A 17,157-nucleotide genomic window follows, 5' to 3' on the forward strand; every position below is an offset into this window, starting at 1 on the left:
AGGTTTTTACGTCTAAAAAAAAACTGAGTAATGGTTTTTTAAGCAATTTGTATTAATACGGAAGCAATAAATAAATAGGACTAATGAAAACTAAGAAAAATAAGCTTACTGATTCTTTTCAGTTGCTAAATCCAACTGAGCGCCTAATAAATAAGAAAAAGGCAGAAATGATGGGAAAGGCCAATAGAGGCAATCTGGATATGCTTATCCATGAATTGCATGTATATCAAGTTGAACTTGAAATTCAGAATGAGGAATTGAAAAGGGCAAAAAAAGAGATCGAAATTTCTAGAAATAAATATGCCGATTTATATGATTTTTCTCCTATTGGATATTTTACTTTTGATCAGGAAGGGTTTATTCAGGAGGTAAATTTGGCTGCCAGTAAAATTCTTAGAATAAACAGAGATTTTTTAATTCATAAAATGTTTCACATTTACATTGTTCCTGAATTTTGGGATGATTTCAATGATTTTTTAAAAGAAACCATGCAAAGTGATGTAAAGCAGACTTGTGAAATCCAGATGCTAAATAAAGATGGTGAGGTTTTCCATGCTCAATTAGAAGGAATTAAAATTAGTGGAAATGGAAATAATCCCGATTGCTTCAGGGCTGCACTTATCGATATTACGGATAGAAAAATAGCTGAGAAAGCATTGAAAAAAAACACCCATGAATTGCTATTTAATAAAAAACTACTTGAACGAAAATCCCTTGAACTTGCTCAGGTATTTATTCAACTCGCAAAGTCTGAAAGGGATTTAAGGGAATTGAATGTTAACAAGGATAAGTTTTTTGCAATCATAGCCCATGATTTAAGAAATCCCTTCTCAGTTATGCTTGGTCTAACAAATATCCTTGTCAATGATTATGAACAAATGGATAAAAGGCAGGTATTAGAGATTCATCAAAAATTAGATTTAACAGTAAACAGAGTTTATTCATTGTTGAATAATTTATTAAAATGGTCAGTTATTCAGTTTGGAAAAATAGATTATAAGCCAGAAGAAATAAATCTTAATGAATTAATAGTAGAAAGTTTAAAATTACTGCAACATTATGCTGAGAACAAGCAAATAACAGTTAAAACCACGGTTGATGAAAATATTGCTGTAGTCGCAGATAAGAATATGTTGGAATCCGTGATTCAAAATTTAATAACAAATGCCATAAAATTCACAGCCATTGGAGGTGACGTTCGAATTGAGGCAACTGAGAAAGAAAAATTCACTAAAATAAGTGTTTTGGATACAGGGGAGGGCCTGGATAAAAAAACCTTAATTAATTTATTTAGAATAGATAAGAAAAACAGTACCAATGGCACTTCAAATGAATCAGGTACAGGTTTAGGTTTGATTTTATGCAAAGAGCTAATAGAAATACAGGGTGGAAAGATTTGGGCAGAAAGTGAACCAGGAAAGGGTGGAAAGTTTTCTTTCACATTGCCCAAGAGTGATGAAATACCCAAAATAACTAAGGAGTTAAAGGCTAAAATAAACAAAAAAACAATTTGAAAAAGACATAAATTTTACTTAGTTGTTTTCCCCACATTGTTCTTATTTTACACATCTTGAGGAGTTTTTTTCCCATAAAATGCAGGCATTGATTCTTTGTTTAAATGCATTTGAAAAATGTAACTTCTTATTTGATAGAATCTTAAAAATTAGTTTAAAGGATAGTTTAAAAAGGCATAGTATTGTAATAAAAAAGAACTTAATCTAGAAAAACATTAATGGTGTATAAATCCCAGGAGGAAATAGAAATGAATAAAGATATTATTCTTGAAAAAGTGCTTGAAGAAAGCATGGTTGAAGTTTTAGAAAAAACTATTTTAAACAATTCAAACAATTCAATTACTTCATTAAAAAAAGAAAAAACACATGCCCCGGGTTGGCCAGGCATTGCTCCAAGATGGACATCAGCAGATAAAAACGGAGTAGGTACATCCCTAAACGTTGCCAGTAAAGTTTGGTTTACCATGAGCCATGGAACCATTAATGAAATTTATTATCCCCAAGTTGATCAAGCTTGCACCAGAGATATGGAATTTATTGTAACTGATGGTAAAAAATTCTTTTCTGAAGAAAAAAGAAATACAAGCCATCATATTGAGTATCTAGCAGAAGGTGTTCCTGGTTTTCGTTTAATTAACACTTGTCATGAAGGTAATTACAGAATTGAGAAAGAAATTATTACTGATCCTTACAGGGATACTTTTTTACAACGAATAAAATTCGTGCCTTTAAAAAAAGATATTTCTGATTATAAACTATTTATTTTATTAGCTCCACATATCGGGAATTATGGTTCAGGTAATACCGGGTGGACTGGGGATTATAAAGGCATGCCAATGTTGTTTGCCGAAAGAGGTAATGCTCTTGCCCTTGCGTGCTCAATTCCTTGGTTGAATTATTCTGTTGGTTTTGTGGGAACCTCTGATGGCTGGCAGGACCTTAAAAGCCATAAGTTTATGAAATGGATCTACAAGCGGGCAGAAAATGGAAATATCGCCATGATAGCTGAAATTGATTTAAAAGAATCTGAAAAAAGCGAAAGCGAAATCATCATTGCTATAGGATTTGGCAGGAATAGCGCTGAAGCAGGACTAAGAGCCAGGTCAAGTATTTTAGAGGGTTTTGATACAGCAAAAAAAGTATATATAAAGGAATGGCTTAACTGGCAAAAAGATCTTTTTAATTTTAAAACAGCCAAAATATCGGCAAGAGATTTATACCGTGTGAGTACTTCTATTTTAAGAATTCATGAATCAAAAAGACATCCAGGAGGTTTTATTGCAAGCTTGTCAATTCCTTGGGGCCATTCACGTGGAGACGATGATTTGGGAGGCTATCATTTGGTCTGGCCAAGAGATTTGGTTCATACGGCAGGAGGTTTATTAGCAGCAAAAGCGGATACTGATGCAAGAAGAGTTCTAACTTATTTAATGGTTACGCAGGAGGAAGACGGTCATTGGCCACAGAATATGTGGATGGATGGTTTTCCCTATTGGACAGGTGTGCAAATGGATCAGGCAGCGAGTCCAATCCTTCTTATAGATTTATCTATTAGAGAAGGCGCTCTTCAATTAGGAGATTTAAAAAGCCTTTGGCCTATGGTTAAAAAAGCAGCTTCCTATCTTGTTTCTCATGGCCCCACTACCGATCAGTGCAGATGGGAAGAAAACGCAGGTTACACTCCCTACACACTCGCGGTTGAAATAGCGGCCCTACTAATAGCAGCCGACTGTGCAGAAGTCAATCACCATCCTGAAATAGCAATTTATTTACGTGAAACAGCTGATTATTGGAATGAAAGCATAGAAAGATGGACTTATGTTACTGATACTCCATTATCAAGAAGAGTAGGAGTTGAGGGTTATTACATTCGTGTTTCCACGGCTGAGAATGGGGATGGTAAATTCCCAAAGGAAGATATAATTACAATAACCAACCGTCCTAAGGGTGCCAATAAAATAAATTCTAGGGATCTTGTAAGTGTTGATGCACTTGCCTTGGTAAGATTTGGATTAAGGGATGCAAAAGATCAAAGGATACTTAATACTATTAAGGTTATTGATTCATTATTAAAAAAGGAAACACCAAGTGGCCCCTGTTGGTACAGATATAATAATGATGGTTATGGAGAGCAAAGTGATGGAACTCCATTTAATGGAACTGGAATAGGAAGACCTTGGCCTTTATTATCAGGTGAAAGGGCTCATTACGAAGTAGCAGCAGGAAATTATAAGGGTGCTTATAAATTATTAAAAACCATGGAAAGTTTCGCAAATGAAGGCGGTATGCTCCCTGAACAAATTTGGGATAGCGAGGATATTCCTTCTAAAGAACTTTTCTTTGGAAAAGCTACCGGTTCTGCCATGCCTCTTGCATGGGCGCATGCAGAATACATTAAGCTTTGTCGTTCCATAACCATGAAAAAGGTTTTTGATATGCCCCCACAAACCAAGGAAAGATACATTGATGAAAAAACAAAATCAACATTTGTAGTGTTCAAATTTAACAGCAAATGTAAAAGAATACCTGCAGGTAAAAATTTCAGGATTGAATCAATGGCCAAAATGAAAATAAGATGGACTAATGACAACTGGCAAACTTCAATGGATTCTTATTCATTTGATACGGGACTAAAGGTTCATGTTGTTGATTTAATAACAAATGAATTACCAAAAGGAGCAAAAATAATTTTTACATTTTATTGGACAGAATGCAATAAGTGGGAAGGTAAAGATTTTGAAGTGAAAATAGTTTGAAAGACAATCAATAAATATAAATAGCTGCTTTAAAAAAGTAATAATGAAAATACCTGAGGTTTTGATGTTAGGGTGGGAATTTCCACCTGTTATAAATGGCGGTTTAGGCATTGCTTGTCATGATTTGTCCATCGCTATGGCTGAATTTGCAAATGTTACAATGATTATACCCAAAGCAATACCCGGATTTAATACTGGGAAACTTAATGTAATTGGATTAAATAACATAGATGTTAATTCATTTGAGGATATTTCAAGGCAAAATGAATATGGTTCTCTCAATGAGATTTACAAAATACCAATGGATCTTGACCCTTATTATTCTACTGATTACACTTCAGAGAGGAAAACAGGTTATATAAACGAGGTAATAATTCAAGGCAAGAAATACAGTATTTTTGATATTGACAACCTTTATGGTGGAGATGTAATCCATAAAGTTATTCAGTTTGGAAATATTGCTGCAAAGTTATCCGAAAGATTGAATTTCGATATCATTCATACCCATGATTGGATGACAATGGTAGCAGGTATGGAAATAAAAGCGCGTAGTGGAAAACCACTGGTTATGCATATTCATTCCCTTGAAGTGGACAGGAGCGGGCCCGAAAGCAAAGGATGGATGTATGATATAGAAAAGCAAGGTATGGAGGCTGCAGATTTGCTAATGCCTGTGAGTAGATTTACTGCTGAAAATATTGTGAAGTATTATGGGATTGATCCTGCCAAAATTGTACCAGTTCATAATGGAATAAGACCAGTAGTTCCATTTAAATCTGTAAGACCATATAAGGAGAAAACAGTTTTATTTATTGGCAGATTAACCAGGCAGAAAGGTCCAGAATATTTTCTTCAGATTGCCTCTAAAATTTTAAAACACAACCCAGATGTACGTTTTGTTGTGGCAGGAGCAGGGGAGAGTTTTAGAAAAATGTTGTTGGATAGTTCATATAGCAAAATTGGTAACAGATTTCATTTAACTGGATTTATCAATCAGCAGGAAATAAAACATTTACTTTCTATTTCAGATGTGTATTTAATGCCCTCTGTTTCTGAACCATTTGGACTTTCTGCAGTTGAAGCAGCTCAATTTCAGATTCCCTGCGTAATTTCCAAGCAGTCCGGAGTTGCTGAGGTTTTATCCGGCTCACTGAAATTTGATTTCTGGGATGTTGACAGAGCTGCTGATTATGTTTTAAATCTAATTGATAATCCTATGTTAAATTCAAAGGTTGTTGATGATGCAAATAAAAATCTTAAACTCATAAGTTGGAATTTAACAGCCAAAAAAGTTGTTCAGACTTACCGGGATTATAAATTTTGCAACAATTAAATAATAAATAACAGAAATTTTATAACCATTTAATCCAGAACCTATGCCTTCAGTATGTTTTTATTTTCAAGTGCACCAACCCTTCAGGTTAAAAAGATATTCGTTTTTTAATATAGGAAATACCCCTATGTATGAAGATGATAAATTAAACAAAGAGGTTCTTGACAAAGTCTCGGCTAAATGCTATATAAAGACAAATCAGAAAATGCTTGAATTAATTGAGCGTCATAATGGGAAGTTTAAGATCAGTTATTCCATTAGTGGTATGGCTATTGAACAATTTGAAAGATACAGACCCGATGTTTTAGAATCCTTTGTAGCCTTGGCTAAAACAGGATGCGTTGAATTTTTAGCTGAAACCTATAACCATTCCCTGAGTTATTTGTTTTCAAAGGATGAGTTCAAAAGACAGGTTCAAAAACATGAGAAGAAAATTAAAAAATATTTCGGACAAACTCCTAAGGTGTTCAGAAATACTGAATTAATCTTTAATAATGAACTTGCAGTTGATATTGAAAAAATGGGTTATAAGGGTATTATTTGTGAAGGAGTTGATAGATTATTAAATGGAAGGTCTGCAAATTTCCTTTACCAACCTATTGGTACAAGTAAGATAAAAGCATTATTGAAAAATTATAAGCTTTCCGATGATATAGCTTTTCGCTTCTCTGACAAGAATTGGAGCGAATTTCCATTAACGGCTGATAAATTCAGTCAATGGGCACATACAATTGCAGGGAATGGAGAAGTTATTAATCTTTTTATGGATTATGAAACCTTCGGAGAACATCAATGGGAATCCACTGGAGTTTTTGACTTTTTGAATTATATGCCTGAATTCATTTTGAAACACCCTGATTTCGATTTTAAAACTCCCTCAGAAGTTATTAGCCAGTATCCAGTTAGAGGAGATTACGATGCTCATGATTTTATTTCATGGGCAGATACCGAAAGGGATTTGTCAGCATGGTTAAGTAATTCATTGCAAGAGGAAGCAATGCAAAGAATTTTTTCTCTGGAGCATTTAGTTAAGGAAGCAGATGATCAGGATCTACTCAATGTTTGGGAAAAACTTCAAACATCTGACCATTTCTATTATATGTGTACTAAATTTTGGAATGATGGGGATGTACATAAATATTTCAGCCCCTATGATTCTCCCTATGATGCTTACATCTATTACATGAATGTGTTTTGCGATTTCGAAACCAGGGTAAAAAATTCAAGCAAGAATAAACTGGTAATGATTCCGCAAGAATTTGAACTTGAACTTGTTTGAGAAATGGTTTTAGAATAAGCTTAAAGGATATTTAAAGCACATTTTGAATAAGAATCCTGAATGAAAATCTTAAGAACAATTAATAATATAAACTTTATGGGGAGGAAAAATAATGATTTATGATTTTTACAATCAAACAAGCGAATTAGAGCGTTATATGCCCAAATTTAAACTTGGGAAATATCAGAAAAAAATTGATATGAGGCTTAGCCAGATTGAGGAGCAACAATATGTGCTAAGGCTATGGAGCAAAGATGCAAGTTTATGGGGTGAAAACAAGGGTGAAAAAACTATTACACAATCCCTAGGATGGTTAAATATAGTGGAAAAAACAATTGCTGCACTTCCCATGCTTTTGAAATTTGAATCGGATATACATTCTTCTGGTTTTAAGCATATAGTTATTTTAGGAATGGGCGGAAGCAGCCTTTCTTCTTTTGTTTACAAAAAAATTATCCAAAAAGAAAATCAAGGTATTCCATTTACAGTGCTGGATACAACTGATCCAGAAATAATTTTGGAAACAGAAAAGTTAATTCCTTTAGAAAACACGCTGTTTATTCTTGCCAGCAAATCAGGGACTACAGTGGAGCCACAAGCACTTTTTGAATATTTTTATGACAAACTAAAACAAATTAAAGGTGAATCTGCTGGCGAAAATTTTGTTGCTATTACAGATCCAGGAACAATGTTAGTGAAACAAGCTAAAGAACTGAACTTCCGACAGATTTTTTTGAATTATTCAGATATTGGTGGCAGATATTCAATTTTTACTTATTTTGGTATTATACCAGCTATTTTAATGGGTGTTAATGTAGGTGAATTGCTTGAGCGAACCCTGTTAATGGTACATGAATGTTCAGCAGGTGTTCCTCTCAGGAAAAACCCTGGAGCTGTTCTTGGCGGAGTACTAGCTGAACTGGTTAAACAAGGTAGAAACAAACTTACATTTTTCATGCCTGAGGAAATTTCTCCAATGAAAATGTGGTTTGAGCAATTAATAGCCGAAAGTACAGGAAAAAAAGGTGTAGGGATTTTGCCTGTTTCTGGCGATATAACTAGTGGAAATACATTTTACGGAAATGATAGAATTTTTGTATTTATTAACTATGCAGGAGTTTTTGACCAAGAATGGTCGGATAAAATTAATTCTCTAGAAGAAGAGGGGCATCCAGTTATAATTATTGAGTTGGATGATATTCATGATTTTGGGATGGAATTTTTCAGGTGGCAATTTGCTACAGCTATTTCAGGTGCCATACTAAATATTAACCCATTCGATCAACCAAATGTCCAGCAAAATAAAGAGAATACAGAGAAAATTTTAAAAACCATTGAATCTAAGGGACTGCTCAAAGAGGATAAGCCTCTTTTCATTGATAAAGGATTACGTTTTTCTGGTACTACAAACGGTTCCGTTACCGCTGAAGCTTTTTTAGATGATTTCTTTTCACTTGCAGTAACAGGTGATTATATTGGTATTCAGGCTTATATTCCAGAAACAATCAAAACAACGAGTGAAATAGAAAAACTCAGAAAATTTCTTGAAGAAAATTTACATTTAGCCTCTACCTCAGGTTTTGGACCCAGGTATTTACATTCAACCGGTCAATTTCATAAAGGAGGACCCAACAATGGATTATTTATTTTATTGACGGGGGGAAATTCAGTTGATATTGATGTACCAGGAAAGCCTTATACTTTTGGCATGTTGAAGAATTCTCAAGCTATAGGAGATTTTAAAGCCTTACAGGATCATAAAAGAAGAGTAATTAAGATTGATTTAGGCGAAGATGTTTCAAAAGGCTTATATAACTTAAGAGAAACAATAAAAACCTCCCTTACTTTGCAAGTAAAATTTGTTTAATTTATTGCAATCAAATTATTGCGGCCGTTCAATTTGAATGGCCGTTTTAATTTAAACAACTTTCAAAATATAAATTTCAAAATTAATATACAAGCTATTATAATCAGTTAAAATACTTCCTTATAAATACTTATGTAAGAAATTACTGCTAATTTCCATTGGTAATTATGAATAAATCGTTGTTTCAACTTTTTGGTTTTTATTTCGGAAAAAAAGTATTCTCCAAATAAAATTTAGTTTTGTACTTGGGTAAATTTGTATTTAAAATAAGTTTAATTTAACCGCATTTAATTCAGTTAAAGAAATTTATATTTTTATAAAAGTAATGTCAGTGGATTTTATGGCCAAACAACTACTTATTGAAGCGGAGGAAAAAGCAACTTATTTATTTGATAAAATTCAAGAGCTTGGAATTATTATTGAGGGTAAAACAGAATACCAGTTAAATAAGGAAGTTTTTAATTTAGCATTTGAACTCTTTAATATTAAGAAATACTGGCATAAAAGGATCGTTCGTTCTGGAAAAAACACTTTGTTTCCCTACAAAGAAAATCCACCTGATTTGGTTTTACAGAGGGATGATATTGTTTTTTTTGATTTTGGCCCTGTTTTCGAAAATTGGGAAGCGGATATTGGAAGAACTTATGTATTAGGCAATGACCAAAATAAACTGAAATTAAAAAAGGATGTAGAACTTGCCTGGTACGAAGGCAAGGATTATTTTGAAAAAAACAAACAAAATTTATCAGGAGCAGATTTTTTCAACTATACGAAAAAACTTGCTGAAAAATTTGGGTGGCAATTCGGAAATATACACTGTGGTCATTTAATTGGAAATTTTCCTCATGAAAAATTATGTGGGGAAGAAATTGTTAATTATATCCATCCTGATAATAATAAACTAATGAGTGATAAGGATAAAAATGGGAATGAAAGGTTTTGGATTTATGAAATTCATTTTATTGATAAAGAATTAGAAATAGGAGGCTTTTACGAACAGCTTTTATCTTAATGGATTTCAATATTTAATGATTAAGCCAAACTAAATTAACTCCCAAAATACATACACATAGAAGTATTCACAATTAAAAGTCAACATGAGTCTATTGATTGCTTATAAATACAACTTATTGTTCTCCATTTAAAGTAATAAGGATTAGATTTGAATGTTTATTTTTTCAAAATCAACTGTATTTTATTGATTTAGAATTTCAGTTTCATTTTCAATATTAGTCTTTAAAAGATTTTTCTTGTTGTTTTTTAAATCCAAAACCAGACGGGCAATTAAATAATTTATTGCAGCAAAATCCGAAATGCTTGGTAGGAGTTTGTTTTCAGAAATTCCATCAAAACAAATGTCAAATTCCGGATAATGAATTGCTGTTTTTATGTTGTTATAGCCGGAGTACCAATTGAATGCGGTTTTTATATACCTTAAGTATAGATCATCATCAAAAACTTCATAAAATAAGCTCAGGGTAATTATAGTCTCTGTAACTTCTGCAGGTTTATAATCAAAATAGTTTTTTGAAGTTCCAAATGTTGTATTAGAAACGCAATTCAGGTAGCCCTCTCTAAATGAGTTTGCAATTATCCAATCGAAAGTTACAATTGCAATTACCTTATATATTTCAACCCCCGATAATAGATATGCATACAAAAGGGCTTCTGATAATTTTGAGTTCGCAGAATGATAGGAATTTTCAATCCACTTTTGTTCCTCCTCAATTTGAACCTCTTGATAATATTTTTCAATTAACTTATCTGCAATGATTAGTGCATTTTCTTTTATCCTTTCTTCTGGAAATATAGTATAATAGATATATAGGCCTTTTAATAGCCCGGCATGGGCAGAAAAGCTGGTAAATGTTTCTGATAATTTTAGAATATTTTGGTAATTGGTTTTTGCCTGGGAATAAAGTTGTACTGGGATTTTGTCATCTTTTATTGACAATAAGATTGCCATTGCCGAAAATGCAGAAACCATATCTTTTTCTTCTTTTCCCTCCAGGCTTTTATGCATATTTATATGCTCCATGTTTTTACAAATGCAGTCATTTATTTCCATAAGAAGTAATTCAATCACTTTAAGACCATAAACAACATTTGTTAGCTTATGATATAAACATATTGCATGAATTACTTCTGAATTATGTAATATGGAATTTTCAGAAATAGTATGTTTTTTATTTTGCTCATAGTCCAATGCTTTTCTTAGAATTTCCAAGGACAGTGGTGGAACTGTAAATTCAATATTTTTATTTACGGAATATCTAAGAAATAAATCAGCATAAATTAATGCTTCTTTATCTATGGATATTGAGGTGAAATTATTTGCTGTAACGCCAATTAAATTCTCATCAAAATTTATTTTTTCATTTACCAATTCAATTTTATCACAAATAATTTCATACTGATTTATTAGGATCTCTTTATGAAATTTGTTGCCAACAAGGATTACATTTGCCCTTGAAGTAATACTTTTCAATAGTTCTTTAAATCGGTAATCTGCTTTTTCTGGTACTTCATTTAAAAATAGTAGAATTGGCTTTTTTACCGAATATAAAAGAAACAATAGGTTATCACCATTTTCTCTACCATATAAATTTATATTATGTTGTATAAGCACTGATGAAATTTGCCCATCCTTATTTATGTTATCGGCTAAATTAAAATACTCCTGCCTTTTTAGAGGATTTAAAACATATTGCACTTCTTTATAATTATCATAGGTGAAATTTTCTGAAGTAACGGCACATATTTTAAGTTTAAATGGAGTATTAATTTTTTTATTAAACACATCAAATAAAGTTGCAGAATATTGAGCAATTTTATCCTCAGAAGGAGAATAAGGACTAATTAGAAGGATATGTTGATCGAAATTATTCATTTGCTGTTTTGCTTAATTTTTCCATTAAAATTTCTATGGGGTTTGAAATGATTATTTGGTTAAAATTTTTTGTGAGAAATGCTTTGATTAGCCTGTTAAATTCATTGGGATTCTCAAGGTTGGATAAATAAAAAGCATGTTTTATAATATGCAATTGAGAACCAGTAATAAAGTAATTAAGATATTGTGAATCTACAGGTGGGGAATCATTGTCCTTTTCTCCTGCAAGGATTAAAGTTGGTATTTTAATATTTTTAAGACTCTCGCTGCTGTCCATTCTAGAGGCCAGCGCAAGCATAGTACCACATATACCCAATAGGGAGTTAGATTCTAAATTTTCCCTTGTTTTTATTAATATATCCTTATGGTTATCATTTGACTCAATGCTTAATAGCCCTTCTAATATGTTATCCGAGAAGAATTCCTCGCCTTTTGCTTTCACATTTTTAATGAACTCAAATCTTTTAATTTTTTCCTTATTGCTATCTGCATAACTTTTAGTATCACAAAGAATGAGACCTTGTATTCTTTCAGGAAACAACTCAACTGCTCTTATCGCAATGTATCCACCCATAGATATTCCACAAAGGATTACCTTTTGTATCTTCAGATGATCCATGAGTGCAATAAGATCATCCACAAAAAGATCAATATTGTACAATCCATCTGAAACTCCACTCGATCCATGCCCTCTTATATCATAGGATACTACTTGATAATCCTTCGATAAAAACTCAATCTGTTCATTCCACATGGATTTGTTCAAACCAAGGGTGTGAATTAATACAAGGGGCGGAAATGAATCCCTGCCTGTAATTGAATAACAGAGAAGATTGTTATTGATCTGCACATAATTTTCTGTAACAATTGTATTCATAAGCTGATTTTTATTAGGTCATTGTTAAATATTGTTTTATATATTTTCATATGTATATAATTTGTTTTTTAATAGTCATCCCGATTTATCGGGAGCCAGGTTATCTTCATTAGTGTTTGTGCACTGTTCGGTGCATGGCTATTTCATATGTATATAATTTGTTTTTTAATTGACATCCCGATTTATCGGGATAGCCATGTTATATTCATTAGCGTTTGTGAACGGTTCGTGCATGGCTATTTCATATTATGATTTGCCAATCTTAATAAGGTTTATTGCCAGAAAAATTTGCCAAACTGAATTTTTCGCTTCGGCTATGTTGTATAATTTTCCTGCAAGCCTATAATCATCAATGATTGGTACTACTCCCCAATTATGCCTTAAACCCAGGCTAAATCTTTTAAAGTCAGCGGAAGTACCTGCAGAGAATCCATAATCAAAGAATTTAAAACTGTTTATTGTTATGTTCTCTCGAAATCCTGGAATGATTGAAGTTATTTGACCATCGGAAAGTATTGAAGCGTAGGGGCCAAAGTGCAAATTAACGGTATTTGTAATATTCAAAACAAGGTATACTGGCAGCTCAATATAATTTAGGTGATAATCAAAATATTCACTTGAATGCCCCTTTGTATTGTATAACAGTTCTGGTTGAAGCGCTAAAAATCCGAAAATATTCAGTTTGGCAAAAACACCGGCATTGTAACCTGCATTGAATTGATTAATCCTTAGGTTTTCAATGCCAATATTAAAATGAGTCAGATTAAATCCTCCCTTAATTCCAAGTTGTAATTGCCCATAACCTATTTGGATGGTTAGTAAAAAAAATAGTACAATAAGGCTTGCAAAGGGAATTTTTTTCATTTTTAAATATTCTTAATGTTTTTACCTCTTGAAAATTTTCTGCCAATATTAACAAAGCCCTTATGCTCACTTATTAAGGTTGGGATATGAAAATGCATAATGTTTTCTGTGAAAATTTATCCTCATTGTTAGCTAAAGATTCCACAAGATGAAATTTGGCTAAAAAGCCTTCTGTGATATTTACAGCAATGATTTACACATATTGTGGAATTCATTTCACCTTCTTTACACAATATGAATAGCAAGGATTGATGCAAGATTTCTTTCAACACCCCTTAAAATGAATGTTAAAAGGTCTTGTATTAGTTTGTGAAAAAAGTTTGGCAGTAAATTTCAAGCATAAACAAAGTGATTAGCATTTAATGCAATAAGCTTTATGTCCTTAAAAAGAAGAATCAGTGTGTTTTATATAGAAGATTCAACAATAAGTTCGGTAATAACTGACCATAAACTTCGTGAAATAGCTGATTTTAGGATTTATCCTTATTGTTCTGCCGAGGTGGCTTTTAAAGATTTATACTTTAATCCTGATGTAATAATCCTAGATTATATTCTTCCGGGAATGAATGGTTTACAGGCCATTCAAAAATTCAAACAAACTTATCCGGAAATTCCAATAATTATGCTTTCTGGTCAACAAAACATTGATGTGATAATTGATGTAATGCGTGCTGGAGCCTGTGAATACATGAGTAAGAAAAATTTTTCTGCAAGAGAATTGTATGAAAAAATTTGTAGCATTTATGATCAAAAACAACATGAAAAGAAAAAGCATTTGTTGGAAATGGCAATCAAAAAAATACTGTTTTTAAGTTTTTTTATTTTGCTTTTTTCAGTAATTGTATGGTATAAATTAAAATAAGTAAGTGATGAAAATACTAATAGTAGATGATGATCCGATAATTCTGGAAACCTTAAGCAGAATATTGACGGCTGATGGATTTGAGGTAATTACGGCAAGTGATGGGGTAAAAGCATTTGATTTGTTGGAGGAAAAAAAAATCGACATGGTAATTAGCGATATAATGATGCCTAATATGTCAGGCCTGGGACTGCTAAAAATACTCAAAGAGCACTACCTTAAAAGGATTCCGGTAATTCTTATTTCTTCACTTGACAAATGTGAAATTATTCTATCAGCATTAAAAATGGGAGCAGATGATTTTGTGCTTAAACCTGTGAATTTTCTTGAATTAAAGATTAGAATAGAAAAGCAAATAAATGCCAAAGCAAGAGTTTTTCAGGATAAATAAAATAGCTTTTTTTCAAGCTTAAAATTAATGGTAACATAACTATATAGTGATGAGATGGATAATTAATAATATCAATAGAAAATGGCACATAAAAAAAATTGTGGGACTTGGTTTTGGGTTCGCCCTATTGATATCCGTTTTAAGCAGTATTGTTTCTTACTTAAGCACTAATCAGGTTTTAAAAGCCACTAATGAACTCTCCAATTCACATTTGTCCTATGGGATATTAAAAGAAATATTATCTGTTATTACCTATGCTGAGAGCTGTGAAAGAGCCTATGTAATTACTTCAAGTGATGAATACCTAAACTCTTATCACGAATCGGCACTAGTTGTTAAGTTAAAAATTCAAGAACTAAAAGAATTAACAAAGGACCATTCCAGGCAATTTGGGAAAATAGAATTACTCGAACCTTTAATTAGTGAACGATTTGATATAATGGAGGAGGTTTTTCAAGTTAAAAAAAATAGTGGATATCAACCTGCTATTGAATTGGTTTTAAGCCATAAGCCTAAAATTATTATGAATTCCATTCGTGAGATTTTAGGAAATATGGAAATACAAGAAAGGGAATCATTAGAAACAGGGACTATCATTGCAAAAATTTATTCTGATAGAATCAAAACAATAATTATTATTGGCAATCTTATAACATTTATCGTGCTTTCAGCATCGCTGATTGTGATATTTATGGATATATCACACCGCAATTATTTTGAGCAGGAATTAATCAAGGCAAAAGAAATTGCTGAAAAATCAGTGCAGGTAAAAGAACATTTTTTAGCAAATGTTAGCCACGAGATTAGAACTCCAATGAATGCTATTTCTGGCCTTACAAAAATATTGCTTAAATCGGAAGTAACTATAAACCAAAAGGAATATCTGGATGCCATTAAGACTTCCTCAGATATTTTACTGGTAATTATTAACGATATTCTTGATCTATCCAAAGCAGGGGCAGGGAAAATGGTTTTTGAAAAAACAGATTTTAAGATACACAATCTGATTTCATCCATAACTGATTTGTTGCACTCCAAGGCCGAGGAAAAGAACCTTAAACTCATTAACCATTTTGACAAAAATATCCCTGATTTGCTTATTGGAGACCCTGTTAGATTAAACCAGATAATATTGAACCTGGTTAGCAATGCCATTAAATTTACTGAAAAAGGGGAAATCAGTTTAATTACCAAAATACTTGAACAGGATAAAAATACAGTTACAATAAAATTTACTATAAAAGATACCGGAATAGGAATAGCTGCGGAAAAATTGCCAACCATTTTTGAAAGTTTTACCCAAGCAAGTACTGAAATAACACGTAAATACGGTGGAACCGGGCTGGGGCTAAACATTGTAAAGGAACTCGTGGAACTACAAAACGGAATAGTTTCAGTAGAAAGCAAACTAGGAATAGGTTCTGTTTTTTCCTTTATTTTAAAATTCCCTACAGTCCCAAATAATCATTTTGATTTTATAAATAAAAAGGTTGAAAAAACAAAAATAATGTTCAAGGAAATACAAATATTATTGGTTGAGGATAATATTATTAATCAGCTTTTGGCCCAAACTGTACTTCTAGATTTTGGATTTAAAGTGGATGTTGCTGATAATGGTATGACAGCCTTGAAATTATTAAATGAAAAAAGGTATGACATTGTATTAATGGACATACAAATGCCTGAAATGAGCGGATATGAAGTTACACAACACATAAGGAAAAATGTCTTAAAGCCTTGGTTCAATATTCCCATTCTTGCCATGACAGCTAATGCAAGCCAGGCAGACGCAGATAAATGCATGCAAGTTGGTATGGATGGATATATTTCCAAACCCTTTGATGAACAAATGCTATTTAACCAAATCTGTACCCTTATCAGCAAAAAATCGAATTTGGAAAATGATTACTTCACCGAAAAAAGTATTGATTTAAATTATTTGAGAAGTTTATCTAAAGGGGATGACAATTTTATTAAAGAAATTATTATGCTTTTTATCCAACAAACACCAGTGGCAATAGATAATATGAAAAGACATTATGAAAACAAAAATTGGGAACTTTTAATGGCTGAAGCGCATAAAATAAAACCATCCTTTGGTTTTATAGGTGGTATTAAACTTGTAGAACTTGCCAGGGAAATTGAAAATTTTAGTAGTAAAAAAGTGAACAGTAACCTTGTTTCTAAATCTATTTTAGATATTGAAACTATTTGTAATAATGCTTATGAAGAACTTCAAAATGAATTGATTCTGATAAATATGAACTTAAAACAACAGTGTATGAAATAGCCATGCACGAACCGTTCACAAACGCTAATGAATATAACATGGCTCCCGATAAATCGGGATGACAATTAACAATTAAATTATATACATATGAAATAGCCATGCACCGAACAGTGCACAAACAATAATGAATATAACATGGCGTCCCGATAAATCGGGATGACATTTAAAAAACAAATTATCTACATATGAAAGTAATTCGAGAAAGGATAGTAAATGGTTCTTCATTAACAATGA

At 32.2% G+C, this 17,157-nt stretch carries 12 protein-coding genes; 9 read left to right on the plus strand and 3 right to left on the minus strand.

What is annotated here, in order from left to right:
- Nucleotides 1-83: 83 nt before the first annotated feature.
- The 6 genes from H0V01_05855 (at nucleotide 84) to H0V01_05880 (ending at nucleotide 9,761) form a co-directional block, all read left to right on the plus strand.
- Entirely contained in the window at nucleotides 84-1,514 is a 1,431-nt protein-coding gene (locus H0V01_05855) for a PAS domain-containing sensor histidine kinase (protein ID MBA2582896.1), read from the plus strand.
- Nucleotides 1,515-1,804: 290 nt separating this feature from the next.
- Nucleotides 1,805-4,270, plus strand: a complete 2,466-nt coding sequence (locus tag H0V01_05860) for a glucan 1,4-alpha-glucosidase (protein MBA2582897.1) — start codon at nucleotides 1,805-1,807, stop codon at nucleotides 4,268-4,270.
- Nucleotides 4,271-4,313: 43 nt separating this feature from the next.
- Complete coding sequence (locus H0V01_05865; GenBank protein MBA2582898.1) at nucleotides 4,314-5,603, plus strand: glycosyltransferase; 1,290 nt, start codon at nucleotides 4,314-4,316, stop codon at nucleotides 5,601-5,603.
- A gap of 43 nt (nucleotides 5,604-5,646) precedes the next feature.
- The gene (locus H0V01_05870; protein MBA2582899.1) at nucleotides 5,647-6,882 is read left to right on the plus strand and encodes a polysaccharide deacetylase family protein; all 1,236 of its coding nucleotides are present in this window, start codon (nucleotides 5,647-5,649) and stop codon (nucleotides 6,880-6,882) included.
- Nucleotides 6,883-6,994: 112 nt separating this feature from the next.
- Nucleotides 6,995-8,749 carry a hypothetical protein gene (locus H0V01_05875; GenBank protein MBA2582900.1) on the plus strand — a complete coding sequence of 585 codons (1,755 nt, stop codon included), beginning with the start codon at nucleotides 6,995-6,997 and terminating at the stop codon, nucleotides 8,747-8,749.
- 340 nt (nucleotides 8,750-9,089) lie between these two features.
- The gene (locus H0V01_05880) at nucleotides 9,090-9,761 is read left to right on the plus strand and encodes an aminopeptidase P family protein (GenBank protein MBA2582901.1); all 672 of its coding nucleotides are present in this window, start codon (nucleotides 9,090-9,092) and stop codon (nucleotides 9,759-9,761) included.
- 183 nt (nucleotides 9,762-9,944) lie between these two features.
- Here the strand turns inward: H0V01_05880 and H0V01_05885 are convergent, their stop codons facing one another.
- The 3 genes from H0V01_05885 to H0V01_05895 all read right to left on the minus strand — a co-directional run bounded on the left by H0V01_05885 (nucleotide 9,945) and on the right by H0V01_05895 (nucleotide 13,380).
- Nucleotides 9,945-11,639, minus strand: a complete 1,695-nt coding sequence (locus H0V01_05885) for a hypothetical protein (protein MBA2582902.1) — start codon at nucleotides 11,637-11,639, stop codon at nucleotides 9,945-9,947.
- Nucleotides 11,632-12,516: an alpha/beta fold hydrolase gene (locus H0V01_05890; protein MBA2582903.1), complete on the minus strand. Its 885-nt coding sequence runs from the start codon at nucleotides 12,514-12,516 to the stop codon at nucleotides 11,632-11,634. Before H0V01_05890 ends, H0V01_05885 begins: the two co-directional genes overlap by 8 nt.
- 246 nt (nucleotides 12,517-12,762) lie before the next feature.
- Nucleotides 12,763-13,380, minus strand: coding sequence for a PorT family protein (locus tag H0V01_05895; GenBank protein ID MBA2582904.1), 618 nt, complete (start codon nucleotides 13,378-13,380; stop codon nucleotides 12,763-12,765).
- A gap of 376 nt (nucleotides 13,381-13,756) precedes the next feature.
- Between H0V01_05895 and H0V01_05900 the strand changes: the two genes are divergently transcribed.
- The 3 genes from H0V01_05900 to H0V01_05910 are packed head-to-tail and all read left to right on the plus strand — an operon-like array spanning nucleotide 13,757 to nucleotide 16,923.
- The gene (locus tag H0V01_05900) at nucleotides 13,757-14,242 is read left to right on the plus strand and encodes a response regulator transcription factor (GenBank protein MBA2582905.1); all 486 of its coding nucleotides are present in this window, start codon (nucleotides 13,757-13,759) and stop codon (nucleotides 14,240-14,242) included.
- 7 nt (nucleotides 14,243-14,249) lie between these two features.
- Complete coding sequence (locus H0V01_05905; GenBank protein MBA2582906.1) at nucleotides 14,250-14,633, plus strand: response regulator; 384 nt, start codon at nucleotides 14,250-14,252, stop codon at nucleotides 14,631-14,633.
- Nucleotides 14,634-14,682: 49 nt separating this feature from the next.
- Nucleotides 14,683-16,923 (plus strand): response regulator, encoded by a 2,241-nt coding sequence (locus H0V01_05910; protein ID MBA2582907.1) that lies wholly within the window; start codon nucleotides 14,683-14,685, stop codon nucleotides 16,921-16,923.
- Nucleotides 16,924-17,157: the final 234 nt, after the last annotated feature.

The organism is Bacteroidota bacterium (assembly GCA_013696965.1).
Lineage (GTDB): Bacteria > Bacteroidota > Bacteroidia > JACCXN01 > JACCXN01 > JACCXN01.

Excerpts from the sequence above, each read along its gene's own strand:
- H0V01_05895 (MBA2582904.1), bottom strand. The coding sequence starts at position 13,380 with ATGAAAAAAATTCCCTTTGCAAGCCTTATTGTACTATTTTTTTTACTA.
- H0V01_05890 (MBA2582903.1), bottom strand. The coding sequence starts at position 12,516 with ATGAATACAATTGTTACAGAAAATTATGTGCAGATCAATAACAATCTT.
- H0V01_05880 (MBA2582901.1), top strand. The coding sequence starts at position 9,090 with ATGGCCAAACAACTACTTATTGAAGCGGAGGAAAAAGCAACTTATTTA.
- H0V01_05885 (MBA2582902.1), bottom strand. The coding sequence starts at position 11,639 with ATGAATAATTTCGATCAACATATCCTTCTAATTAGTCCTTATTCTCCT.
- H0V01_05900 (MBA2582905.1), top strand. The coding sequence starts at position 13,757 with ATGTCCTTAAAAAGAAGAATCAGTGTGTTTTATATAGAAGATTCAACA.
- H0V01_05865 (MBA2582898.1), top strand. The coding sequence starts at position 4,314 with ATGAAAATACCTGAGGTTTTGATGTTAGGGTGGGAATTTCCACCTGTT.
- H0V01_05860 (MBA2582897.1), top strand. The coding sequence starts at position 1,805 with ATGGTTGAAGTTTTAGAAAAAACTATTTTAAACAATTCAAACAATTCA.
- H0V01_05855 (MBA2582896.1), top strand. The coding sequence starts at position 84 with ATGAAAACTAAGAAAAATAAGCTTACTGATTCTTTTCAGTTGCTAAAT.
- H0V01_05870 (MBA2582899.1), top strand. The coding sequence starts at position 5,647 with ATGCCTTCAGTATGTTTTTATTTTCAAGTGCACCAACCCTTCAGGTTA.
- H0V01_05910 (MBA2582907.1), top strand. The coding sequence starts at position 14,683 with ATGAGATGGATAATTAATAATATCAATAGAAAATGGCACATAAAAAAA.
- H0V01_05875 (MBA2582900.1), top strand. The coding sequence starts at position 6,995 with ATGATTTATGATTTTTACAATCAAACAAGCGAATTAGAGCGTTATATG.
- H0V01_05905 (MBA2582906.1), top strand. The coding sequence starts at position 14,250 with ATGAAAATACTAATAGTAGATGATGATCCGATAATTCTGGAAACCTTA.